Origin of the sequence: Synergistes jonesii (genome assembly GCF_000712295.1) — a bacterium.
GTDB lineage: Bacteria > Synergistota > Synergistia > Synergistales > Synergistaceae > Synergistes > Synergistes jonesii.
This window is the reverse complement of record NZ_JMKI01000054.1, coordinates 1-23,234: the sequence shown is the minus strand read 5'-3', so window position 1 is coordinate 23,234 and position 23,234 is coordinate 1. Positions and strand designations below refer to the sequence as shown.

At 62.0% G+C, this 23,234-nt stretch carries 24 protein-coding genes, 1 tRNA gene, 1 pseudogene and 1 riboswitch; of the genes and pseudogenes, 1 reads left to right on the top strand and 25 read right to left on the bottom strand.

Annotation, left to right across the window (positions count from 1 at the left end; all coding sequences use genetic code 11):
- Position 1 precedes the first annotated feature (1 nt).
- The 23 genes from hemL to EH55_RS12340 form a co-directional block, all read right to left on the bottom strand.
- Complete coding sequence (gene hemL / locus EH55_RS12450; RefSeq protein ID WP_037978440.1) at positions 2-1,288, bottom strand: glutamate-1-semialdehyde 2,1-aminomutase; 1,287 nt, start codon at positions 1,286-1,288, stop codon at positions 2-4.
- The gene (gene hemB / locus EH55_RS12445; protein WP_037978437.1) at positions 1,288-2,262 is read right to left on the bottom strand and encodes a porphobilinogen synthase; all 975 of its coding nucleotides are present in this window, start codon (positions 2,260-2,262) and stop codon (positions 1,288-1,290) included. Before hemB ends, hemL begins: the two co-directional genes overlap by 1 nt.
- Positions 2,259-3,719 carry a uroporphyrinogen-III C-methyltransferase gene (gene cobA / locus EH55_RS12440; protein ID WP_037978435.1) on the bottom strand — a complete coding sequence of 487 codons (1,461 nt, stop codon included), beginning with the start codon at positions 3,717-3,719 and terminating at the stop codon, positions 2,259-2,261. The genes hemB and cobA overlap by 4 nt, the downstream gene beginning before the upstream one ends.
- Positions 3,716-4,609, bottom strand: a complete 894-nt coding sequence (gene hemC / locus EH55_RS12435) for a hydroxymethylbilane synthase (protein WP_037978587.1) — start codon at positions 4,607-4,609, stop codon at positions 3,716-3,718. The genes cobA and hemC overlap by 4 nt, the downstream gene beginning before the upstream one ends.
- Complete coding sequence (cobK, locus tag EH55_RS12430; protein ID WP_037978432.1) at positions 4,602-5,843, bottom strand: precorrin-6A reductase; 1,242 nt, start codon at positions 5,841-5,843, stop codon at positions 4,602-4,604. The genes hemC and cobK overlap by 8 nt, the downstream gene beginning before the upstream one ends.
- Position 5,844: 1 nt before the next feature.
- Entirely contained in the window at positions 5,845-6,564 is a 720-nt protein-coding gene (gene cobJ / locus EH55_RS12425; protein WP_037978429.1) for a precorrin-3B C(17)-methyltransferase, read from the bottom strand.
- A complete protein-coding gene (locus EH55_RS12420; protein WP_051682901.1) occupies positions 6,561-7,715 on the bottom strand; it encodes a glutamyl-tRNA reductase in 1,155 nt (384 codons plus the stop codon). Before EH55_RS12420 ends, cobJ begins: the two co-directional genes overlap by 4 nt.
- A gap of 3 nt (positions 7,716-7,718) precedes the next feature.
- Entirely contained in the window at positions 7,719-8,657 is a 939-nt protein-coding gene (locus EH55_RS12415; protein ID WP_037978427.1) for a cobalt-precorrin 5A hydrolase, read from the bottom strand.
- The gene (gene cobM, locus EH55_RS12410) at positions 8,654-9,415 is read right to left on the bottom strand and encodes a precorrin-4 C(11)-methyltransferase (RefSeq protein ID WP_037978425.1); all 762 of its coding nucleotides are present in this window, start codon (positions 9,413-9,415) and stop codon (positions 8,654-8,656) included. Before cobM ends, EH55_RS12415 begins: the two co-directional genes overlap by 4 nt.
- Before the next feature lie 12 nt (positions 9,416-9,427).
- Positions 9,428-10,636 (bottom strand): precorrin-6y C5,15-methyltransferase (decarboxylating) subunit CbiE, encoded by a 1,209-nt coding sequence (gene cbiE, locus EH55_RS12405; RefSeq protein WP_051682900.1) that lies wholly within the window; start codon positions 10,634-10,636, stop codon positions 9,428-9,430.
- Complete coding sequence (gene cbiD, locus EH55_RS12400) at positions 10,626-11,717, bottom strand: cobalt-precorrin-5B (C(1))-methyltransferase CbiD (protein ID WP_037978421.1); 1,092 nt, start codon at positions 11,715-11,717, stop codon at positions 10,626-10,628. Before cbiD ends, cbiE begins: the two co-directional genes overlap by 11 nt.
- Entirely contained in the window at positions 11,704-12,312 is a 609-nt protein-coding gene (locus EH55_RS12395) for a precorrin-8X methylmutase (RefSeq protein ID WP_037978418.1), read from the bottom strand. The genes cbiD and EH55_RS12395 overlap by 14 nt, the downstream gene beginning before the upstream one ends.
- 35 nt (positions 12,313-12,347) lie before the next feature.
- The gene (locus EH55_RS12390; protein WP_037978416.1) at positions 12,348-13,244 is read right to left on the bottom strand and encodes a membrane protein; all 897 of its coding nucleotides are present in this window, start codon (positions 13,242-13,244) and stop codon (positions 12,348-12,350) included.
- A complete protein-coding gene (locus EH55_RS12385; protein WP_037978414.1) occupies positions 13,245-13,937 on the bottom strand; it encodes an SAM-dependent methyltransferase in 693 nt (230 codons plus the stop codon).
- Positions 13,938-13,942: 5 nt separating this feature from the next.
- On the bottom strand, positions 13,943-14,794 hold the full coding sequence (locus tag EH55_RS12380) for an ABC transporter substrate-binding protein (protein ID WP_051682899.1): 852 nt from the start codon (positions 14,792-14,794) through the stop codon (positions 13,943-13,945).
- A complete protein-coding gene (locus EH55_RS12375) occupies positions 14,779-15,540 on the bottom strand; it encodes an ABC transporter ATP-binding protein (RefSeq protein ID WP_037978412.1) in 762 nt (253 codons plus the stop codon). Before EH55_RS12375 ends, EH55_RS12380 begins: the two co-directional genes overlap by 16 nt.
- Positions 15,537-16,556: a FecCD family ABC transporter permease gene (locus tag EH55_RS12370; protein ID WP_037978409.1), complete on the bottom strand. Its 1,020-nt coding sequence runs from the start codon at positions 16,554-16,556 to the stop codon at positions 15,537-15,539. Before EH55_RS12370 ends, EH55_RS12375 begins: the two co-directional genes overlap by 4 nt.
- 2 nt (positions 16,557-16,558) lie before the next feature.
- Positions 16,559-17,449, bottom strand: coding sequence for a sirohydrochlorin cobaltochelatase (locus EH55_RS12365; RefSeq protein ID WP_236617135.1), 891 nt, complete (start codon positions 17,447-17,449; stop codon positions 16,559-16,561).
- A gap of 157 nt (positions 17,450-17,606) precedes the next feature.
- Positions 17,607-17,820: riboswitch (cobalamin riboswitch) on the bottom strand.
- Positions 17,821-18,028: 208 nt separating this feature from the next.
- Positions 18,029-19,078: an ornithine cyclodeaminase family protein gene (locus EH55_RS12360; protein ID WP_037978407.1), complete on the bottom strand. Its 1,050-nt coding sequence runs from the start codon at positions 19,076-19,078 to the stop codon at positions 18,029-18,031.
- A gap of 385 nt (positions 19,079-19,463) precedes the next feature.
- Complete coding sequence (locus EH55_RS12355) at positions 19,464-20,351, bottom strand: homocysteine S-methyltransferase family protein (RefSeq protein WP_081839584.1); 888 nt, start codon at positions 20,349-20,351, stop codon at positions 19,464-19,466.
- A gap of 50 nt (positions 20,352-20,401) precedes the next feature.
- The gene (locus EH55_RS12350) at positions 20,402-20,647 is read right to left on the bottom strand and encodes a hypothetical protein (RefSeq protein WP_037978401.1); all 246 of its coding nucleotides are present in this window, start codon (positions 20,645-20,647) and stop codon (positions 20,402-20,404) included.
- A 71-nt stretch (positions 20,648-20,718) separates the two neighbouring features.
- Positions 20,719-21,315, bottom strand: coding sequence for a DUF5714 domain-containing protein (locus EH55_RS12345; RefSeq protein WP_037978399.1), 597 nt, complete (start codon positions 21,313-21,315; stop codon positions 20,719-20,721).
- 78 nt (positions 21,316-21,393) lie between these two features.
- Complete coding sequence (locus EH55_RS12340; protein WP_051682897.1) at positions 21,394-21,762, bottom strand: PadR family transcriptional regulator; 369 nt, start codon at positions 21,760-21,762, stop codon at positions 21,394-21,396.
- Between the two features lie 272 nt (positions 21,763-22,034).
- Here EH55_RS12340 and EH55_RS12335 point away from each other — a divergent pair.
- Positions 22,035-22,110, top strand: a tRNA-Ala gene (locus EH55_RS12335).
- Positions 22,111-22,319: 209 nt separating this feature from the next.
- Here the strand turns inward: EH55_RS12335 and EH55_RS12330 are convergent.
- Both EH55_RS12330 and EH55_RS14495 read right to left on the bottom strand, forming a co-directional pair.
- Complete coding sequence (locus tag EH55_RS12330; RefSeq protein WP_037974966.1) at positions 22,320-22,958, bottom strand: helix-turn-helix domain-containing protein; 639 nt, start codon at positions 22,956-22,958, stop codon at positions 22,320-22,322.
- Positions 22,955-23,234 (bottom strand): annotated as a pseudogene (locus EH55_RS14495) (hypothetical protein); the annotation flags it as partial. The gene EH55_RS12330 and the pseudogene EH55_RS14495, both read right to left, overlap by 4 nt.

The window sequence follows — 23,234 nt, the reverse complement described above, 5'->3', positions numbered from 1 at the left end:
GTCAGAGTTCCCCGCCGCGCGCCGCCTCTTCGGCACAGCTGAGGAAGTATTCTATGTCTTCGCCGCTGTGCGCGGCGCTGATGAAGAGCGCCTCGAACTGCGACGGCGCGAGCAGCACGCCGCGCTTTTCCATGCTCTTCCAGTAGCGCGCGTAGCGGGCCGTGTCGCTCTTCTTCGCGTCGTCGTAGCTTCTCACGGGGCCTTCTGTGAAAAATATCGTGGCTAATGATTCGATTCCCTGCACGCAGGCCGGTATGTCGCATTTTTTAAATATTTCCGCGAGGCCGCGGCGCAGTCTTTCTCCCTTAGCCGCGAGCTCCTTATAAATGTGCGGGGCTCCGCGCAGCGTCTTCAGCGCAGCAAGCCCCGCGGCCATCGCCACGGGGTTTCCCGAGAGGGTGCCCGCCTGATATACCGGCCCGAGAGGCGCCACAACGGACATGACGTCGCGCCGCCCGCCGTAGGCTCCCACAGGAAGACCTCCTCCTATTATCTTGCCGAAGGTCCAGAGGTCGGGCGTTACGCCGAAGTACCCCGATGCGCAGTTCAGCGAAAGGCGGAAGCCGGTTATGACCTCGTCGAATATCAAAAGCGCCCCCTGCGCAGTCGTGAGCTCGCGCAGAGACTCAAGGAAGCCCGGCGCCGGCGGGACGACCCCCATGTTCGCGCCGACGGGCTCGACTATCACCGCCGCGATCTCACCTTTGTGCGCGGCGAATATTTCTTTCATCTCCCCGACGTCGTTATAGCGGCAGCTGATCGTCTCGGCGGCGGTCTTCGCGGTGACGCCGGCGCTGTCGGGGCGGCCGGCCGTCGCGAGGCCGGAGCCCGCCTTGACGAGCATGCCGTCGGAATGTCCGTGGTAGCAGCCCTCAAATTTGACTATCAGTTCGCGGCCGGTGAAGCCTCGCGCGACGCGCAGCGCGGAGAGCACGGCTTCCGTACCGGAAGAGACCATGCGCACGAGCTCGACTCCTTCGACGAGTTCGGCGATCAGCCGCGCCATTTCGACTTCCCTTTCGGTAGGAAGGCCGAAGCTCGCGCCGCCGCGCGCCGCCGCGCATACGGCTTCCGTCACCGGCGCGTAGGCGTGCCCTAAGATCAGCGGCCCCCAAGAGCCGATGTAATCGGCGTATTTTCTTCCGTCCGCGTCCCAGATATAGGCGCCCTCGCCGCGCGTCGCGAAGACCGGCGCGCAGCCGACGCTCCTGAAGGCGCGCACCGGGCTGTTGACGCCTCCCGGTATGTAGCGCCGCGCTTCCGCGAAAAGCTCTTCACAGCGGCTCATTACAGTTCGCCCTCCTTCATCATGCGCGCCAGCTCCGGCGCGAAGTAGCTGACGATTATATCCGCGCCGCCGCGCGCGAGGCATATCGCGGATTCCGCCGCCACGCGCCTCTCGTCGAGCCATCCGCGCTCCGCCGCGGCCTTTATCATCGAGTACTCGCCGCTGACACAGTAGGCGCCGACGGGGACGCAGCTCCTCTCCTTGACGGCGCGCAGCACGTCGAGGTAGGGCAGTCCCGGCTTCACCATTATCATGTCGGCTCCCTCTTCTATGTCGAGCAGCGCCTCGCGCACCCCCTCGCGCACGTTGCGCGGGTCCATCTGATAGCCTCTGCGGTCGCCGAAGGAGGGCGCGGAGCCGGCCGCCTCGCGGAAGGGGCCGTAGAAGGCCGACGCATACTTCACGGCGTAGGAGAAGATCAGAGTATCTTCCAGGCCGGCGCCGTCGAGCTTCGCGCGAATCGCCGCGACCCTCCCGTCCATCATGTCGGATGGGGCGACCATGTCTGCGCCGGCCTGAGCCTGCGAGAGCGCGGTCCGCGCGAGCAGATCGAGCGTCGGGTCGTTGTCGACGGCTTCGCCCTTAAGCAGCCCACAGTGGCCGTGCGACGTGTATTCGCAGAGGCAGACGTCGGCGATGAAGCAGATGTCGGGAAAATGTCTTTTGCCTTCGCGCAGCGCCTGCTGGATCACGCCGTCGTCGTTGTAGGCTTCGCTGCCTCGTTCGTCCTTGTGTTCGGGGATGCCGAAGAGCAGCACGGAGTTCACGCCGGCCTTCCGGACCTCTTCGAGCGCGCGCGGCAGCGTATCGGGGCTGTAGCGCTTCTGCCCCGGCATCGCCGGTATATCCTCGACGATGCCGCGCCCTTCGCGGACAAAGAGTGGATAGACGAGCATCGACGGCGAGAGCCTCGTCTCGGCCGCCAGATCGCGAATGATTTTATTTCTTCTGAGCCTTCTTGGACGTATGATCACCTTTTATCCTCCTCCAGCGCTTTTACGAGGCTTTCGAGCGTCGCCTCCCGCGCCGTGATTATCCTTTTGAAGCCCGCGCGGCGCGCCTCAGCCGCGGTCTGTTCGCCTATGCAGCAGGCGCATTCGATCTTCAGCTCGGGCATAGCGGCCTTAAAGCCGCGCACCGTCGACGCGCTAGTAAAGAGCGCAGTGTCGGCGCTCTGCGGGATTATTTCCGGCTTTTCATAGAGCGTCTCATAGAGCGGAAGCTCCGTGAAATTTATTTTCTGCGCCGCGAGCTCCTCCGTCAATTCCGGCGAGCCCTCTTTAGCGCGGAACATCAGAGCCGGCTTTTCCTTAACGAGCCGCGCCAGCCCGCGCGCCAAATGTATTCCGTCGTAGACTTCCGGCATATAATCGGTCACAAGGCCGCGCTCCTTCAGCGCTTTTGCAGTGGCCGGCCCTATCGCGGCGATCTTGGCCGCGCCGATGGAACGGACGTCGCGCCCCTCCTCGGCGAGCAGAGCGAAGAGCGCCTCGACTCCCGTCGCGCTCGTAAAGCAGAGCCAGCCGTATCTCGCAAACTCCGGCAATTCGGCCTCTATGCGGCGCGTGGAGATGCAGGGCAGTTCGACGACCTCGGCGCCGCGCGCGCGCAGCATCGCCGAAAGCATCCCCCCTCTTCCGCGCGGGCGCGTGACGACTACCTTGCGCCCGGCAAGCGGCAGGAATTTTTTCCACGCGAAGGCCTCGGCGAATCCCACCGCTCCTCCGACTACGACGAGAGCCGGCGCTTTCAACTTTTCCGCCGCACATCTGCCGGCAAGCTCCGCGAGCGTCCCGCGTATCAGCCGCTGGGCCGCGACGCTCGCGTTTTCCAGCGCCGCGGCCGGAGAGCTTTCCGGCATTCCGGCGCGCAGCAGTTCGGAGCATATCTCCGGCACAGCCGCCGCGCCCATCAGAAAGACGAGTGTGCCGCCGAGCTTAGCAAGCGCCTCGTAATCAAGGTGAGCTAAGCCCCCTTCCTTCGTGTGCGCGGTGACGACGTGTATCGAACGCGCCACGCCGCGGTGCGTCGCCGGTATGCCGGCGCAGGCCAGCCCGCCGAGCGCCGATGTGACGCCCGGGACGACCTCGAAGGCTATGCCGCTTTCGTTGAGCGCTTCTATCTCCTCGCCGCCGCGACCGAAGACGAAGGGGTCTCCGCCCTTCAGGCGGACGACGAAGCGCCCCTTCTGCGCCTCGCGCACGAGTATGCCGTTTATCTCCTGCTGCGGCACGAAATGGCCGCCGCCGACCTTTCCGACGTTTATCTTCACGGCCTCCGGCGGCATCATCGCCAGCACGCCGTCGCCGACGAGCCTGTCGTAGACGACGCACTGCGCCGCTGCGAGCAGCTCGCGGCCGCGCAGAGTCAAAAGCCCGGCGTCGCCGGGGCCCGCGCCGATCAGCGCGACAAATCCTCCGCCTTTAGTCATGCCCCTTCCCTCCCTGAAAGCTTCCGCGCGAGAGCTACGGCGAGCTTCACTCCTTCGCAGGCCCTGCCGCTTATCGAAGCGCGGCGGGCGCCGCCTTCGCCGCAGCAGAAGCCGATTATTTTTATTTCCTTGCCGCTGATTTCCGCGAAGGCGCCGACGGGGGCGGTGCAGCCTCCGCCGAGCTCGGCGGAGAAAGCCCTCTCGACCTCGCCGCAGAGCTCGGTGTCTCTGTCGCGCAGCGCGTCAAGATAATAATAATCTCCGCCGGCGCGCCCCTGGCAGGCGATTATCCCCTGCCCGGGGGCCGGAACCATCTCGCAGGGCTCGAAGAATCTGGATATCCGCTTCCCGAGGCCGAGGCGCCTGAGACCCGCGGCGGCGAGCACGAGAGCGGAAAAATCTCCGCCGTCGAGCTTGCGCAGTCTCGTGTTGACGTTGCCGCGCACCGGCGCGGCCGAAACTCCCGGCAGGAGCGCGGCAAGCTGTAGGCGCCGGCGCGCCGACGAACAGCCTACGGCGCCCCCTTGCTCGAGCAGCGCGCGGCCGGCCGGCAGGACGAGGGCGTCGCGCGGATCCCCGCGCTTCGGGCAGGCGACGATCGGCAGGGCCGAGGCGGCGTTCACCGGCATATCCTTGAGGCTGTGCACCGCGACGTCTATCGCGCCGGAGCGCAGCGCCTCTTCGATCTCCTGCGTGAAGAGCCCCTTTATCCCGAATTTGTCGGAGGCTTCGGAGAAGGGCTTCATGTTCCTGTCGCCAGACGTCTCCATCGCCACGAGCTCCACCGCTAACTCCGGATGTGCGCGCGCTACCGCGTCCATCACGATTCTCGCCTGTATCGCGGCGAGCTCGCTTTTTCTGCTTCCGAAACGTATCGTCCTCTTACTCATTTTTTTTATCCTTTTCGCCTTCAACGGCAGAACGTTCTTCTTTCACCCATTCTTCCCAGACGGAGCGCAGCCTCTCCGCCAGCCTGCGGGTCAGAGCGGGGCTCAAGGCGCCGGCCGATACCGACGCGGACGCCTCGCCGCACGTCACGAGCGACGGGAAGAAGAAGCTGCACGCCGCGGCGTTGTCCGCGACGCTCACCGGTATGCCGCGCCTCTTCGCCGCGGCTCCGATCTCGGAGTTGACCTCCCTATCGTCGGTCGCGGCGACCGCGAGCGACGCGCCGTCAAGGTCCGCTTCCTCCCACTTTCTCCGCACGAGGCCGCATTTCAGCTCCTCCAATTCGCGGCAGAATTCCGGGCTGACCACCGTCACTTCAGCTCCGCATCTTATCAGAGTCGCGGCGCGCCTCGCCGCCACCGCGCCGCCGCCGGCGATCACCGCGCTGCGCCCCTCCAAGTCCGTCAGCATCGGGAAGAGCGGCGGGCGCGGAAGGCCGAGCTGCCTGCGCGCCCAGAGGAGCGCCTCGGCGCAGCTGTGTCCATCTTCCTCGCGCGGACGCTCTATCATAATGACGGAGACGCCGCACTTTTCGGCGGCGTCCATCTTCGCGCCCGTGCCGCCGGCCGCGCCGCCGTCCTTCGTTACGAGCCAACGCGCGCCTGTCATGCGCAGCATCTCTTCGTTCATCGCGGCGCTGAAGGGGCCCTGCATCGCGATAATGTGTCCGCTGTCGAAGCCGAGCTCCGCGCATTTTTTTATCACATCGGGGTCCGGCAGCACGCGCACGAAGAGGCGCGAACGGTCGCTCACGCGCGCGAAGGCCGCCAACTCCTTGCTGCCGGTCGTCAGCAGCACGTTGCCGGATGTCTTCTCTATGTGCTCCGCGGCTTCCGCCGCGCTCTTCACGAGGAGCGAAGCGCGCCTGGCCTCGCTCGCGCGCCGCAGCACGCGCATCAGCGGCACGCTGCACGCGGCGCAGGCCGCGCGGATATTTTCGCTCGCGCCGGCCGCATAGGGGTGTGTCGCGTCGATGACGCAGGCGACGTGCGATTCATCAATGAATTTTTTCATCTCACGGGCGTCCATGCGCCCGACGACGATTTCGGTATTTTCCGCGCCGCGCGCCAGCTCCGCTCCGTACTCCGTCGCGGCCGAATATATCATCGGCAGCCCGAAGCGCGTCAGCTCGCGCCCCTCCGAAGTGCCGCCGAAAAGCAGTACCTTCTTTTCCATCTTATTCTCTATAGCCCCGCGGCGTCACCAGGCGTCCGTCGATCACGTAGGTGGCCGAGCTGCCGATTATCACGGTGCAGAACATGTCTATTTTCTGATTCTTCAGCTCGCCGAGCGTCGTGACGCGGCAGCTCTCTCCCTTGCGGCCGGCGCTGCGCACCCAGCCCGCGGGGCGCTCCGCCGGCAGGATTTCCATAAGTATATCCGCAGCGCGGGAGAGATGCTCCGGACGGCCGTGGCTCGCGGGGTTATAGATGCAGATCACGAAGTCGGCCAGCGCGGCGGCGCGCAGACGCCCTTCGATAACCTTCCAAGGCGTCAGCAGGTCGCTTAAGCTTATCACGGCAAAGTCGCAGCCGAGCGGTGCGCCGAGTATCGCGGCGGAGCTCGAGGCGGCAGTTATGCCGGGGATTATCTCGACCTCAGTCCTGCCGCGGGCGACTTCGAGCATGATGCCGGCCATGCCGTATATCCCCGGGTCGCCGCTTGAGATAAGGCCGACGGTGCGTCCCGAGAGCGAAAGGCGCAGAGCCTCCTCGCAGCGATCGCGCTCCTGCTTCATCGCCGAGACGACGAACTCCTTCTCCTTGTCGAAGAGCGGACGCGCAAGCTCGACATAGGCCTTGTAGCCGACGATCAGGTCGCACTTCTCCAGCGCCGCAAGCGCCCTCGGAGTTATCTCCCCCGCGCCTCCGGGGCCGAGCCCCACGACGTATATCACGCCCGCACCCCCTTTGAGAGCGCGCGGTAACATTCCTTAGCCATATCCATATCGACCCCTTTCTTCATTGAAAAGAGCAGCTTGTTCATCATAGCCCGCGAAGCCTCCTTCACGCGCAGTCGCTCCTCTTCGCTTTCGCAGCCGAGCCCCTCTACCATCTCGCGTTCCGCGAAGGAGCATATGTTTTCTATGTAAGGCACGCACTCATGTACGTCGAGCCATTCGTGAAAACGTTTGATATTTGCTTCGAGGCTCTTCCTTATCTCCCGCATGAAGCCTTCCGGCAGCGCTTTGCAGCCCAGCCCGTCCATGTCCACGAGCGTCACCGACGGACGCTCGGCGAAGGCTGGGTCGATGTCGCGCGGCACCGCCAGGTCTATCATCAGCCGCTTCGCCCCGTCGTCCGAGAAGTCCTCGGCCGCGAGGACGCAGTGCGGGCTCGCCGTCGCGCATATCACGAGGCTGCATTCGCGCAGAGCCTCGTACCTCGCGTCGTACGCTATCAACGCCGCCCCCGCGGGCGGCCGAACGCCGTCCTTCCGGCGGCGGCGCTGCGTCATCCGCACCTCCGCGCCGCGCTCGACGAGCAGCTTAGCGGCCGCCATCCCCATCTCGCCGCTGCCGACGACGAGGGCCCGCACTCCTTTCAGCGATTTATAAAAGGCTGAAGCCTCCGCGCAGGCCACGGCCGCGGCCGAAGCTTCGTGAGGGAGCGCTTTGAACTTCGTCCGTATCTCCTTGCCCGCCGCTACGGCGCGCTGAAAAAGCTGGCCGAGCAGGGCGCCGCATACTTTTTCCTGCCGCGCGAGGAGGAGAGCCTCCTTCATCTGACCGAGTATCTGATCTTCGAGAGGTATCTGCGAATGGAGCCCCGCGGCGATCTCAAAGACGCGCTCTACGACGGCCTCGCCGCTCAGCGAGAAAAAATTCCCGCCGCCGCGCGCGCGCTGGAGCAGCCCGGCCGGCTCTTCTTCGGAGACGACGACGAGCTCCGTCCTGTTGCAGGTCGATATGAGGACGGCCTCCCGCACGCGGGGCGCTATCTCGCGCAGCAACTCGCGCCTTCCGCTCTCCGTGAAGGAAAATTTTTCCCTCACGCCGACCGTGGCGGATCTGTAATCCAGCCCCGCGATCTTGAATTCGACAGCCATCGTTCACCTGCTCCTTTTTCTTGCCAGCGCAAAGGTAATGCCGGCGTATTTCGTCTTGAGGCGCACCATGTAGCCGCCGCGCGACGCGGCGAGGGCGGCGCGCTCGCAGACGTTGTCCGTCCCTACCGCCGCAGCGGCCGCCGGCGACGGCGAAAAAACTCCGGGCAGGGCCATCAGCTCTTCCGCGGAGAATGTCTCAAAGGGGACCTTGTAAAATTCCGCGAGCTTTATTATCGCCGTCTCCTCCTTTTTCCTGTCGACCGACGCGAACGCCGTGACGGAAAGGGGCGAATAGCCGCTGTCTTCCATAAAGTCCGAGAAGCAGCGGCGCAGCAGCTCGGGCTTTATGCCGTGCTTGCAGCCGACGCCCACCGTCAAATCCTTCGGGCGCAGCCACAGCGTCACCGGATAGGGAGCCGGGACAAGCTCGTCGGTGACGGCGACTCCCACATCGCCGCCGGAAAGCAGCTCCGCCGCGACGCGCTTCGCCGCCGAAAGGTTTTCGATGGCGCAGTTGTTTTTCACGGCCCATGAGTCGGGCGGCGTGATGCCGTTCACGTCGGTCGCCGTCGTTATCACGGCGCGCCCGCCGGTGAACTCCGCTATGCGCAGCGCAAGCTCGTTCGCGCCGCCTATATGCCCCGAGAGCAGCGATATCACGTTCTTGCCGAGCTCGTCGGCCACTATTACGGCCGGATCCCTCTCCTTGCCGCCGATGTGCGGAGCTATCGCGCGCACCGCGATGCCGCACGACGAGATAAAGACGATCGCTTGGGAGTCGGCGAAGCGTTTGCCGGCCCATTCGGCAAGAGAGGCGCCCAGCGGAAGCACGCCGCCACCGGCGTATTTTTCCGGGGCCCAAGCGCTGCCGCCGAAGGCGTCCGCGATTTTAAGCGCGAGCGCGGCTCCTCTTTCGGAGAAGGCCGCGACGTGAAGCTTCATCGCTCTTCCGCGGCCTTTCTGAAGCCGTGCGAAAAATGTTTGTCGTAGAGCTTCGAAAGCTCGTATTCGTCTCCGAGGAAATCCCCGACCAGCACAAGCGCGGTCCTGCTTATCCCCGCCTGCTCGGCGAGCCGCGGCAGCTCCGCGAGAGCGCCGCGCAGCACCTTCTGATCAGGCCACGACGCCTTGTAGACGAGCGCGGCGTCCGTCTGCGGCTCGTAGCCGCCGGCTATGAGTTCGGCGCAGAGCGCGTCGAGCATCCCCGCCGAGAGGAAGAGGACCATCGAAGCGTGATGCGCCGCGAGGCTGCGAATCTTTTCTCTCTCGGGCACCGGCGTGCGCCCCTCCATGCGCGTGATTATCACCGTCTGGCTCACGGAAGGCAGCGTGTATTCGGCTTCGGCCGCCGCGGCCGCCGCGCAGAAGGAGCTGACGCCGGGCGTTATGTCGTACGGTATGCGAAGCGCCTTCAGCTTGTCCATCTGTTCGCGTATCGCGCCGTATATCGATGGGTCTCCGGTGTGCAGGCGCACCGCGTCGACGCCGGAGCTGTGCGCTTCGCGCAGTTTTTCTACGACTTCGTCGAGCGTCATGCGCGCGCTGTCGTATATTTCGCAGTCCTTTTTCGCGAGCTTCAAAAGCTCCGGGTTCACGAGCGAACCCGCGTAGATTATCATTCCGGCCTCTTTCAGCAGCCGGGCGCCGCGCAGCGTGATCAGATCCGCCGCGCCGGGGCCGGCCCCGACAAAATGTATCATATCCGCTCCCCCTCACCCGCGCGTGAGCGCGGAAAATATCGTCACCGGATTCCGCGCCTGCCATATCTGCGCGTTCCCGACTCTTTTTATTCTGCTCACTGCGATCTGCGCGGCGTCGAAAGCGGTGAATCCATCCTCCGAAAGCTTCACCGTGCAGAGCGCCGAGGTCTTCAGCGAGACCGCCGAGACGACGACGCGTATGCCGCTCCCGCGCTCGGATACGCAGTCGAGTATCGCGGGAAGCTCCGGGCCGCCGCCCCCTATGAAAACGGCGTCCGGCTTCGGCAGCTCGGCGAGCTTGGCGAGGGCCGAAGATTCGTAGACCTTAACGTTGTGCAGGCGGAACTTTTTCGCGTTTTCGCGCACCAGCTCGGCGGCCTCAGCGTTTACCTCGACGGCGTGGACGCGGCGGCACAGCTGCGCGGCCGCGATCGAAACGGAGCCGGTGCCGGCGCCGACGTCCCAGAGCACCGTCCCCGGCGTCAGGCGCAGCTTCGCGATTATCACCGCGCGCACCTCTTCGTGCGTCATCGGTATGCCTTCCGTTCGTATGAAATCGGAGTCCTCCGGCAGCAGCGGGGCACGTTCGCTGAATCCGTCGTTTATCAGCAGCACGATCGCGAGCGAGTCGAAGCTCTCCCTCGCCAGCTCCCGCGCGGCGCCGCGGCGCACGCGCTCCTCCTCAGAGCCGAGCCTTTCGCCGACCACGGTGTTCACGCCGCCGAGCCCGGCGCTATCGAGCAGAGCGCAGAGCCAAGCGGGGTTTTTCTTCGCGTCGCAGAAAAATATCACGCTGCGGTTGTGCTCCGCCGCGTCGAGGATTTTTTCGTCAGGAATATTGCGGCCGTGTCCCGAGAGGATCACGGCGTCCTGCCACGTTTCGCCGGCCTTCGCGCAGAGGCTCTGCAGCGAGCTGACGCCGGGCAACACGACGATGTCCTCGTCGGGAAAATTTTTCTTTATCAGCGGCAACAGGCTGAATATGCCGGCGTCGCCGGAGACGAGCAGGGAGACGTCCCCCGCTTTCAGCTCTTCGCGCAGGCGTTCGAAGGTCTCCTTGAAGTCACTCATCTCTATGACGTTCGGATGCCCCGCGGCCAGATGACGATGGCGCGGCGCAACCGCCACGGCGCGCGACGCCGCGATCGCTTCCCTGACGGCCGGCGTGAGCTCCGCGGCGCCTCCCGGGCCGGCGCTGAGCACGTAAAGCTTATTTTTCATTTCTTATCTCCTCCGCAAAAGAGGTAGCGTTCTCAGTCGCGCCGAGAATGTTGGCATTGTTGTCGATGAACGCGACCGCTGCTTCTATATCTCCGAAGACGCGTTCGGCGCAGCGCTTCGCCGCGATGCGCGCCAGAATGTCCCATAAAAAATCGAGCCCGCTTTCACGCACCGCGTGAAGCGCCTCCTCCGACGTCGAGCACTCGTACAGCCTCTTCACCGTATCCGGCGGGGCTCCGGCGATCGCGGCCTGGGCGCAGAGGGCCTCCTTAGAGCCTCCGCCGACGCGGTTGTGAGTGCTGAAAGTGCCGGCCGCGACCTTCAGCAGTTTTCCCGGGTGTCCGCCGATCAGCAGTCGCTTCAGTCCGAGGCGCGCCGATTCGTCTATCGCGTGGCCGATGTAGTTCCCGCACTGCACGACGGAGCGGTTCGTTATGCGGTAAGCGCACCGCAGCGCCTTCTCTCCCATGCCAGCGAAGGCGACCGCGATTATTTTCTCTCCGGCCGCCGCGTGCGTGTTGATCTCGAGCGTCATCGACTCGAGCAGCGACGCCTCGTCCATCGGCTTGACGCGCCCCGTGGTGCCGAGTATCGAAATGCCGCCGACTATGCCGAGCCTTGGGTTGAACGTCCTCTTCGCGACTTCTCTGCCCTGCGGCGACGAGATCGTCACGCGCGCGCCGCGCGCCCCTATCACGTCGCGCACCGCGCGCTCGATCATCTCGCGCGGCACGGGGTTTATCGCCGGCTCTCCGACGGGAAGCTTGAGCCCCGGCAGCGTCACGCTGCCGACGCCCTCTCCGGCCTCAAAGAGTATCTCGCCGCCCGGCAGAAGTTCGACCGCCGCCCTGATGAGGATGCCGTCGGTCGCGTCTACGTCGTCGCCCGCATCCTTCACCACGCCGCAGCTGCCGTCGTGATAGCCGTTCACCGGAAGCGTGAAAATTTTATCCTCCGGCGTCGTTACCTCCACCGCGGCGGGGCAGGGGGCGCCCATGGCGCGCAGCGCCGCCGCCTTCGCGGCGGCCGCCGCGCAGCTCCCCGTGGAATATCCCTCGCGAAGTTTCTTATTCGATTCCATAGAGCAGCGCGTTAACTATCGCGGAGGCGACCGAAGAGCCGCCCTTGCGTCCGAGCGCGGTTATATAAGGCACATGCGCCGCGAGCAGGCGCTCCTTCGATTCGACGACGTTGACGAAGCCGACCGGCACGCCTATGACGAGCGACGGCGCGCATCTGCCTTCGTCGATCAGCTCGCAGAGGCGCAGCAGCGCGGTCGGCGCGTTGCCTATCGCGAAGATAGCGTCCGGCGTCGTCTCCGCGGCCGCCTCCATGCTCACGGCCGCGCGCGTCGTTCCGCGCGCTTCCGCCTCGCCGCGCACGGCAGGGTCGGCCATGCGGCAGACGACCTCTACGCCGAAGCGCGAGCAGGCCGCCTTGTTGATTCCGGCCGCCGCCATATTCGTGTCCGTGACGATCGCGACGCCCCTTTTCAGCGCTTCGCGCGCGTCGTTCACGGCGTCCGCGGAAAAACGCATGTTTTCCGCGAAGTCGAAATCCGCGGTCGTATGTATCACGCGCTTCACTATCGGGAGCTCCTCGGGCGCGCCGCGCCACGCCCCCATCTCCGACGCTATTATCCACATGCTTTTTTGTTCTATCTCTTTCGGCTTCATGGCTGATTACCCCTGCGGATAAAATTTTTTATTTTTTATAACAAAAGCGGCAGAGCCGCAATAACTATCGAAAGCACTGCGAAGAAGGAGGTCGTCACGATATTCCAGAAAAGAAGCTCTTTTGCCATATCGCCGCTGAAAATGCCGAAATAATAGCCGGCGTTGGAGCGAAAGACTCTCGTGACGACGCCGAGGCCGTTGCCGAGCAGCAGCGCGAATACGGCCTGCGCGACGCTGAGCTCGCCCGCCGCGAGGCTTCCTCCGGCAAGCGCGAGCGCCGCCGAAACGTGAGCCATCGAAGCCGCGGCGACGGCGAGGGCCGCCAGCGGCAGCGCGCTGCCGGCGAGCAGCCATTGCTTTATGAAACTCTCGGCCTGGGGCACGAGCAGATACGCTATCGCGAAGAAGAGCCACGCCAGCGGCAGGCTCCTCAGCAGCCGCATGTTGAAGCGGACGGCCTTGGCCTCGCATTCCGGCGGCAACGCCGCAGCAACGTCGTCGCCCGCGCGCTCTCGCCGCAGTATGAAAATTATCAGCGCAAAGCGCGCCGCGCTGCGCAACAGCAGTATCGCCGCGAATATCGCGCCAGAGAGCCCGGCCATCGAAGCCGCCATCACCATAGTCGACGGCCATCTGTGCAGGTAGGCGGGAAACGACAGAAGCAGGGTCCCCCACTTGGCGGAACGCCGCGATATCCTGCCGTTGTCGAGAGCCGACGCCACGAACGCCGCCCCCGCCTTGGCGGAGCCTAAGCTCAGCGTCAGCGCCATGCCGAGCGACGGGCAGATGCCGGCCTTGCTCAGGTACGGCACGAGGCGCCGCATCAACTTGTCCGCAACGCCGCTCTTCAGCACCGCGAAGCCTATCAGAAGGCCGAAAAGAATGTCGAAGGTGAGCCGCAGCTCTCCCGCGGCAAGTCCCGACCAGTCCATTCAGCGCCGCCAGAGAAGCAGTATCGAAAGATATTCGCAGGCCGCCTCGAGAGCGGCCGCGCCTTCATAAATTTTTTCGTCCTCGAGCCCCGCGCGGTCTATCCTCACGACGCGCCGCCACGGGCCCGCCTTCGAAACGACGCCGGGCAGAGCCTCCTTCAAGACGCAGGGCTTATAGAGCGCAGCGGAATCCGCGCGCAACAGAGCCGAGACGACGCTCCCCTCGTCGTCGGTGCAGGGGATGACGGAAAAAATATCCGTCCCCATAGCGAGAAACGCGCCGACGCGCGACGCCGCGAGCTGATGCGCCGAGATTCCAGGCACTAAAGAGAGCTCCAGTGCCGGCACGAGCTTCCTCCACGCGCTGAAGAGGTAAGAGCCGGTCGCGTAGAGCGCCGAGTCGCCGATGACCGGCAGGACGACGCTCTCTTTGCCGCGCCAGGCGGCGCCGATTCTTTCGAGTTCGCCGATCAGAAATTTTTCGCGCTCTGCGTCGTCGGTCAACATCGGGAAGGCGATCGGCACTACTTCCACTTCCGGGAGACTCTCGCGCACTATGCGCTCGGCCACGGAGAACTTTCCGCGCGGCGAATAGGGAGTCAGAACGACGTCCGCGCTTTTTATCGCGCGCAGCGCCTTGAGCGTGACGAGCTCAGGATCCCCAGGACCGACTCCGACGACGGTAAATCTCATATCTCTCACTCGCCGTAAAATATTTTGATAAGCCGTCTGCCGCCGGCTTCGAGGCCGAGCAGCGAGGGGCGGCTCAGTTCGTTTTCCGGCACGACAGCCGTTTTGATATCCTTCAGCGCCGTATACCACGGGCGCGCGGCGAGCGCGTCCATGTCGGCCGCGTTCATCGCGCCGCGCTGCACGATGTAGACGTCTATCTCTCTGGCCGCCGCGGCCTTCAGTATCCTCTCGAGGCCGTAGGGGGCTATCGCGCTGCCGCTTCTGATCGGCTTCGCGTCGGCGGCCGCGTTCCTGCCGCCGGCAAGCTCGATAAGCTTTGCGGCCCACGATCCCGGCGAACAAGTGTGCAGCTCCTTCGCGGTGGCTTCGACGAAGACCGCGGGCTTTTTGCCCTTCGATCTCTTCGACGCTTCGGCCGCTATCGATTTGCGGATTTTTTTGAGCTTGGCTTCGGCGGCCTCCGGGTCGCAGCCTATGAGCTCCGCGAGCTCCCTGAGATACGACGCGAAATCGTCCCACTGAGGCGGCTCTATCGAGACGACGCGCACGCCGGCGCGCTCGAGCACGCTGCGCAGCTGCGGGTTTTGGCGCTCAGCCAGGCCGCGCGTCAAAACCAAATCCGGCTTAAGGGCCAGTATTTCCTCGGCGCTGCTTCTCGCCGAGAAGCGTTTCAGCTGCGGAAGCGTCTCGCCGTCGTCGTTTTTGGATATCGCGACCAGGCGCTTTTCTTCGCCGAGAGCGACGATATTGTCGGTATGCCCCGGATAGAGTGAGACTATGCGCCTCGCCTCCGCGTCGGCGCGGAAGGGCGAGAGCATAAACATAATGAGAATATATAAGATTATTCTGGGTGCCATGCGATTTTGCCATCCTCCGATCTGTAGCGGCGGAAATTTATCCCGTAAAGCCCGCGCAGGATGTCTCCGTCGAGCAATCCTACCGGGCCGCAGGCTCTGATCTTACCGTCCTTGAGCGCTATAAAGTCGTCGCAGTACGATATCGCGCTGTTGAGGTCGTGCACCGCGGCGACTACGCTTCTGCCCTCCGCCGCGAGTTCGCGCAGCAGCTCGAATATCCGGCGCGAATGGTTCGGGTCGAGCGCCGAGGTCGGCTCGTCGAGCAGAAAGGTCCCCGGCCTCTGAGCGAGCGTCATCGCGAAGAGCACGCGCTGCCTCTCTCCTCCGGAAAGCTCCGTCACCGTGCGGAAAAGCAGATGTTCTACGCCGGCAAGCTCCGCGCTTTCAAGGACTATCGCGTCGTCCTGCCGTCTCATCGGTTCGAGCGCGCCGTGGAAGGGGAGGCGCCCGAGCGAGATGACCTCGTATACCGAAAAGGCCGCCCTGACGCTCGTGCTCTGCGGCAGGAAGCCGACCATGCGGCCGAAATCGCGGCGCGGGATATCCTTTACCTCCCTGGAGCCGAAAGACAGGCTGCCTCCGTAGCGTCCGAGCCCGCCGAGCGTGCGCAGCAGCGTGCTCTTGCCCCCTCCGTTCGGCCCGATAAGCGCCGTGATCCTGCCACGCTCTATTCCGCCGCTTATGCCGTCTATCACCGTTTTCCCGCCGTATCCGGCGCTGAGGCCGCTGAACGCGTAGAGCTTCACGCGCCGGCCTTTCCGCGAATCAATATCCAGCAGAAGAAGGGGCCGCCTATCAGCGCGGTGATGACGCCGACCGGAAGCTCGCCCATCGCCTGCGCGGCTCCGTCCGCGAGCACGAGCAGCAGCCCGCCGCCGAGGAAGCAGAAGACGAGCAGCGGCCGCGTCGAAGGCCCGATAAAGGAGCGCGTAAGATGCGGCACGACGAGCCCGACGAAGCCGATTATCCCGAAAAAGCTGACTACCGCGGCGGTGGCGAGCGATGAAACGGCAAGCAGCAGCGCGCGCAGCTTCTTCTCCTCGACGCCGAGCAGTTCGCCCTGCCCCTCGGAGAGCGAGCAGGCGTCGATCTGGCGCGCGCAGACAAAGGCGGGGACGAACAATATAAGAGACGAGCACCAGACTATGACGGCCGCCGACGGCGACGCCCCCGAAAGGCTGCCCATCAGCCAGAGGACTATCGCTCCGAGGCGGTCGTCCGCGATCGCCTTGAGGAACGTCACGCCGGCGGAGAGTATCGCGTTCATGACGACGCCGGCGAGAACGATGCTGGACGCGCCTCCTCCGCTGCGCGCGGCTATGAGGCTGACGAGCCACAGCGAGGACATCGCGCCTAAAAAAGCCATCGGCACCACCGCATACGAGTCGAGAAAAAAGCCGAGCGCGCCTCCGAACGCCGCACCCGCCGCAATCCCGAGCGTATAGGGCTCTGCGAGCGCGTTAGTAAGCAACCCCTGGAGCACCGCTCCGGACGCGGCGAGAAGCCCGCCGCAGCCGACGGCGGCAAAAAAGCGGGGCAGCCGGATGCTCCTTACGACAAGAGCCTCCGGCGACGCGCCCATGCTTTCGTCCAAAAAGGGATTCAACAGCGCCGCGACGCGGGCGGCCGGTATGTCCCATTCGCCCGCGCCGAGCCTCCAAAGCGCGGAGATAAAGAGCAGCAGGCAGAGCAGCGCCGCCAACCGCAGGCGCTTGCCGCTGAGTTTTCCCCTGTGCCTCGAAAGCTCTTCGGCGTCGGTCATTTTTATTTCATCATATCCTTTATCTTTGCTACGAAGAGCTTCGCTATCCCTTCATCCTCCCCGAGCCCGACCAAGTGTGCCTTGATATCCTTGTAGCCGGCACCCTTCAGCTGGTTGTACCATGACTCGGGGTCATCCCTGCCGGCGAGGTCGTTGTTAGCGTGATCGCCCGCAACGATCATGAGAGGCGAAATAACGAGCGACTTTACGGCTGTGTTGTGTTTGAGGCGCGCGACGACGTCTTCGATCATCGGCGCCGCTTCTACTGTGCCGAGCGTGAAGCGCCCGGGGGCCTTCTTATCGAGCGAGAGCTGAAGCTGGCTGTACATGGCGTTTGCCGCGTGATGCGGCGTGCCGTGCCCCATAAGGACGATCTCCGTCCCGGCGTTCGCGAGATCCTTCGCGAAGCGCTTTACAAGGATATCGGCCATCGCGTCGCAGTCGTCGGCTGACGAGAGATAGGGGCGCGCGAGCTTCAGCTCCCTGAATTCGTACTTTCCCTTTATCGCCGCGAAGCCGTTAACCACGCCCGAAATGTCGTCGTACTCTTCCCCGGGTATGATATGCGTCGGCATCACGTATACGTGGGTGAAACCTTCGTCGTTCATCTGAGCGAGGGCCGACGTCGGCGTCGGGATATTGACCTTCTGCTCCTTGGCTATCTTATTACGGATGATGTTCGACGTATAGGCGAGGCGCACCTCCGTCCCCGGGAAGGCCGCCTTAGCGGAATTGACGAGGTTGTCGATCGCCTTTCTCGCATCCGGCATCGAGGTGCCGAAGGCGACGATCAGGACGCCCTTTTTGTCCGGCTTGTCCTTCGGCGCGCCGGCGTAGGCGACGCCTGACATTACGAGTGTAAACGTTACGAGCGCTATTACAAATGATTTCACGATTCTTTACCGTCCTTTCAAAACCTATCCGGAAAAAGTTCCGGAGCCCATAAAAAAAGACCCGGAAGCGATCCCCCGTGTCCTTACCGTGTCTGCCGGCAGCAGGCCCATAAACTCCGAGCCTGCTGTGAAGACGTTCGCCCGCGCAAACGGATCCCCCCTTGAGCTCTCACAGGCAGGTTTCCTGGCTTCCCTTCATCCTAATCGCGAGCCTTCCCGGAAAAATCCAGTGGCATCCTTTCGCTTTCGTCCGAGCTACAGTGGCGGGGCCGCACCGGCATAGAAAATACGCACCGGTTTCCCTTCCCCTGAGAGACAATATTTTATTGTTTCCGTAATTATAGCAGAATGCCGCCGACATAACATATAATTCAGCGGCTTTCAGCGGTTTTCTCAAGTATTTTTCGGCCAGCGCCGCGCAAAAGGAACTCCCGGCTTAGCCTGGAGTTTTATTCAGGCAAACAGATATCAGGCGGCGCGCGGCCGCCTGATAACAAATAGGCGTACACGACAACTGGGCCGACCCACCCATGCCGGACGCGCCGCTCAAAAAAATCCGGCCCTTAAAAGACACCCGCGCTACAGCTTCATCTTCGTGCCGATTCCCATTTCGAGGGCGCGCGAAAGAATCGCTTGACCCATTGCTATGTCGTTCGTGGAAATTCCTATGTTGCTGCAGACTATCAATTCGCCGCGCTTCGCGCGCCCCTCCTTCAGTCCGGCAAGCATCTCGCCCGTCTCGCAGAAAATTTTCGGCAGCCCGTCGGGGAAGTAGCCCATTTCATTGAAGAGCTCGTGCTCGTCGGAGCTGTCGACGATATACTTGTCCGCCTCAAGCGCGATCGACGGTTCCCAGAAAGTGTTGAGGTCGCACGGCAGAATCGTCTGCCCCTTCCGTACCCATTCCTTTTTCGCGATAGCCATCGGCTTGCGCACGATGAACGTCGCAGAGCTCAGCACCTCACAGCTCTTGACGGCCTCCTCAACGCTCTTCGCCTTGACTATCGGCACGCCGACCTCGCCGCGCACCTGCGCCATCAGCCGGTCCATGCACTCCGGATATTTGTCGTAGATATATATGCGCTCAAGCTTCTTCAGCGTCTTCGCGACGAAGCGGACGTGCCCGACACCCTGCACGCCGCAGCCGAACATGCCGAAGGTCTTTGCATCCGGATGCAGCGCGGCGGCCGCGAGCGCCGTGACGGCCGGGGTCCTCATCGCGGTCAGCCACGTACAGTCCATAACGGCGACCGGCACGCCCGTCATCACGTCGTTCATTATCTGCAGCCCCGTAGTCTGCGGCAGCTCATATTCTCGCGGGTTGCGTGGGAAGCACTCTATCCATTTCATACCGCAGGCCGTTTTGCCGGGGACGTAGGCCGGCATCGCATGGAAAAATACGTCCTCGAAGGGATGTATTCCTATCTTTGCCGGCATCTCGTACTCTTTCTTCCCGTGCGCTGTCATCGCGTCCTTCACTATAGCGAGCGTTTCCTCGACGCTCGGCCCCGCCTTGATGCATTCAGATCTTGTTAACCAAAGTATCTCCTTCCCAAGGTCGAGCTTTGTCTTCAGATAAGCGTGCTCCTTCTTAAACGCCTTCAGCTGTGCTTCATTCGCGGTGTACATGCCCAAGCCCCCTGTCCGTTCCGCTTCTGTTCTAAGCCCAAAAAACTATAATTGAAATATTTATTTTAAAAACCCTATACTTCAATTATTATATTAACATTCAAGCGAATGTTCAAGTATATTTTAACATTATAATCTGTTACAGTATATATTTATACTCTTATATACACTATTTTATAGTGCGCCGCGCCGGAAGAGGAGAAAAATATCGCCGCCACGGAGGCGGACGATTAAAAAACTTATCAGGCACGGACACCGGAAAAATTTTCGCGCCTGTCTGACGACAAAAAAGGATCTCCCAGCTTAGCCGGGAGTTTTATTCAGGCAAAAAGGGCGCGCCGCGTTTTTGACCGCGGCGCGTCGTACCTGTGCGAAATTTTATTTTTTAGCCTTCGGCTTCCAGCTTCGCCCTGACCTTTTCGGCGAGGCGCTTGATGTAGGCCGGGTTGGAGCCGCAGCAGCCGCCGATGTACGTCGCTCCGGCGTCCACCGCGGGCAGCACGTCGTCGGCGAAGGTTTCGATGTCGAACTCGGCGCCGGCCGCCTGCCCGTCGCCCATCTTCGGCTTTCCCGCGTTCGGCTTGAAGACCAGCGGCAGATCGGTGGTTTCCCTGTACTCCCTGAGCACCGGCAGCGCGTCGACGGGGCCCATCGAACAGTTGATGCCTATCGCGTCCACCTTGAGTTCGACGGCGGCGTCCACTATATCCTTGACGGAGTTGCCCATCATCGTGTGAGCCTTTTTCGGCTTTTTGCCGGCGGCGTTCACTCCGCCCATGAAGCTCATCGAGCAGAGCACGGGCACGTCGTAATGCTTCGCGGCGCGAATCGCTATCTTCATCATCTCGAGGTCCATGAAGGTTTGAATGTAAATGAGGTCAGGCCCTTCTTCCATTCCGCAGCCGATCTGCTCCTCGAAGAGCTCCTTCGCCCGGTCGGCCGTGATCTCGCCGAAGGGCTTCAGCAAGCCGGTCAGAGGTCCGATAGCGAGCCCGACCTTCGCCTTTCCGTTGATCGTCTCCTTCGCGATCCTTACACCGGTGCCCACGACCTGCCTGACCGTGTAGGAGCTGTCGCGAGCCACCTCCGCGCCGTTGGCGGCGAAGGTGTTGGCGAGGATTATCTGCGAGCCCGCCGCAAGATATTCGGAGTGCAGCTCGGCGACTATCTTCGGCTCTTCGATGTTGTAGTGCCACACCGACACCTTTTTCTCCGCTTTTTCCCAGAGGCTGGTTCCGACAGCCCCGTCCATCATCACTATTCTTCTGGACATGCCGCTTCAGTGCCTTTCTATAATATATTTTTTGACGCCCGGTGCTTTCGCTATTCCTTCCACTTTATCAGACGCCTCTCTGCGAAGGAAAGAAAAACGTTCAAAACTCTCACGACGATGCCGATAAGAATTATACCCGCTATCACGTTCGTATAATTGGCGTAGTCGAAATAATTCTTTATAAAATAGCCGAGGCCGCTCGACGCCCCAATCATTTCAGCCATCGTCAACAACAGGAACGAGGTCGACAGCGTCACGTCCTGGCTTCCCTCGGTTATCGTGCCGCCGTAGATCACCAGGTCGGCACCCTTCGCTGTGAACGAAAGGGAGGCTTATGCCGAACGGCAAGGATAAGGGATTTCTTCATCTATTCGCCCTCCTCTTTGTAGTACGGGCAATCCTTTTTGATGCACTCGGCATTGAACTTGCTGTAGCCGCACTCGATCTCCTCCGGCAGGTCGAGCTCGGCGGACAGATTGTCGGCTATGTACTGCTTCATGAATTTGAGCGCCGTGAAGGTGTTCCTCTTGCAGCAACGCGGGCCGCCGATATCCGCCATCTTTTCGAGCGCGCCCGACGTCGCGTAATTGCATAAGGACCACGTATCCTTCGACAGCGGCGTCGTGCCGGTGTAGACGCTCATGAAAATCCCGCAGCCGACCGCCGCTCCGCAAGCGCCGTAGAAGCCGCAGAACGCCGGAAGCACGTTCTTCGCGCGCTTCGCCGTCTCGGCGAGCCTCTTCTCAAAGCTCTCGGCCGTCGAGCCGTCCCTCACGCTCATCGCGGCAAGCAGCACCGCCGGCACGAGATAGTGGTGCGCGAAATTGTGCATCGGAAAATTCACGTCGTCCATCACCTCGCGCACTATCTCCATCGGGTGCCTTCCCTGCGGCGCGCCGAAATATTTGACGCAGCTCGCCGTGACAGCCTCGAAGCTCCTCTCATCGCCGCCGTTTGCAGACATTACCATCATCTCCGGAATTTATTATATTGCGGCTCTGCATTCGCGGAAATCCGCTTTACGCCTGCTGTGCCCCTTCGCTTATTCGAGGCCGTCCTCCACGTTCTCCGGTATCGCCTCCGCGAGCCGCACGATCTTCTTCTGATAGTCGAGCAGCGTCGCCCTCCAGAACACAAGGCAGACGCGCCCCTCCTGCGTTATCGAATAGACGCGCCTTCCCTGCAGGCCGTTTTCATTTTCGACTTCAGAGCTGAGCAGACCGGCCTCCTCCATCTTCTTCAGCATCCTATAGAGTCCGGTCGGGTCCAGCGAGCTGTAATCCATCAGGTCGCTTTTGTAGAGGCTTTTCAGGATCGAAAAGCCGTGCATCGGCTTTTTGCTGAGAAGCAACAGTATCGACGGTTGGATGAATCTCTCAAGAAACGAACCACGGCACGCGCACTTTTCCATCGTTTCAGACCTCATCTTCTATTAGATTTTATCTAACATAATAACATCGAAAGCCGCTTTTGAAAAGATTTCCCGCAAAACCAAGAGCTGCGAAACTAACGCTTCAAAAAAGGCAAAAGGAGCGAATGAAAATTCGCTTCACTTGCAGAAGCTGACGCAACGCCCTAAGCCTTTGGGGGTAGAGTTTAGCTTTTGCAATCAACCGCCGCCGGCCGCACAGAAAATTCTTGACAGCGCCGGCAGGAGTCTGTATAATTTCTCACGTTGTCTATGGGGATATAGCTCAGTTGGGAGAGCGCTTGAATGGCATTCAAGAGGTCAGGGGTTCGAATCCCCTTATCTCCACCATGAAGATTAAGCGCCGGCGTGGCTTTTCGCGCCGGCGCTTTTTATTTTCAATAGATTTTTTCTTTTTTTCTACCGTGTTTTCTACCGTCAGTTTTTTATGCTTACTATAGTTTTACATAGGAGAAATCGCTCTCGTGGTTATGAGGAAAAGAAAAAAGAGGCCGTTGAGAAAATCAACACCTCTAAATGAAGGAGATTCCGCCCCGATTTTATTTTCCTTCCCGCTCCGCCATCAGGCGCGCAAGCGAGTCCAGTATTACGCGCCCATCGTCGGCGGTTTCCAGCTTGCCAGACCGAACGAGCTGCCCTACATACTGGCGGGATACGCCCAGGCGCCGTGCCGCTTCGGCGCGCGTGACGCTGCCGACTCGAGCCAGCACGCGCGCCGCCACCCATTCGCGCGGCACGAGATAGAAGCGCCCGATGCGCTGGGCGCCGGGAACGCGGCCTTTCGCGCAGAGATGCGACAAATGCGCCCGCGTGACGCCGATAATCTGCGCCGCGCTGGAGACGGACATGTATTCATCAGTTACGGAGGATTTTTCTTTTTCCTCAAGTCGGCGCATGGCGAAAAATACGCCGCCCGACACCCTGCCAAGATAGATGTTGGTCAGCCCCTCCGCTTCAGGGTGTATGTTCACGAAGAACTCCTCCGGCAGCTCCGGCGTCCCCTCTCTGTTTTTGAGCGGGTAGAACATTTTCGCGGGACGCCCCTGCACGACGACGAGAAACACTGTACCGTCGCCGGTATAATCCGCTTCGGCCGGCGTGCCGGCGAGCGGGAATTTCTTTATGATTATTTTTTTATCTTTGTCGCTTAACGCTGAAACTGGAAAATACTTTATCATTTTGCTTCTCCTTTATTTTTCTTCACCGCCCGTATCACCGCCGGCAGTTCGTCGTCCGGTCGGACGTTTATCGGGATCGGCGGTATCCAACGGTGTACGAAGCGCCGCTTTTCCGGCTCTTTTCTCGCGCCCGTCCAAAAACCGTGCCAATGGGCGCGGCGGATATGCGGGCGCACTGTCCGCCCTGTCGGCGTTCCGTCGCCGGTATGCCCGCGGCTTTCCGTCGGCGGCGCGAATGACCGTATGGCGGCGCCGATGCGCGCGCCGACGCCCCAT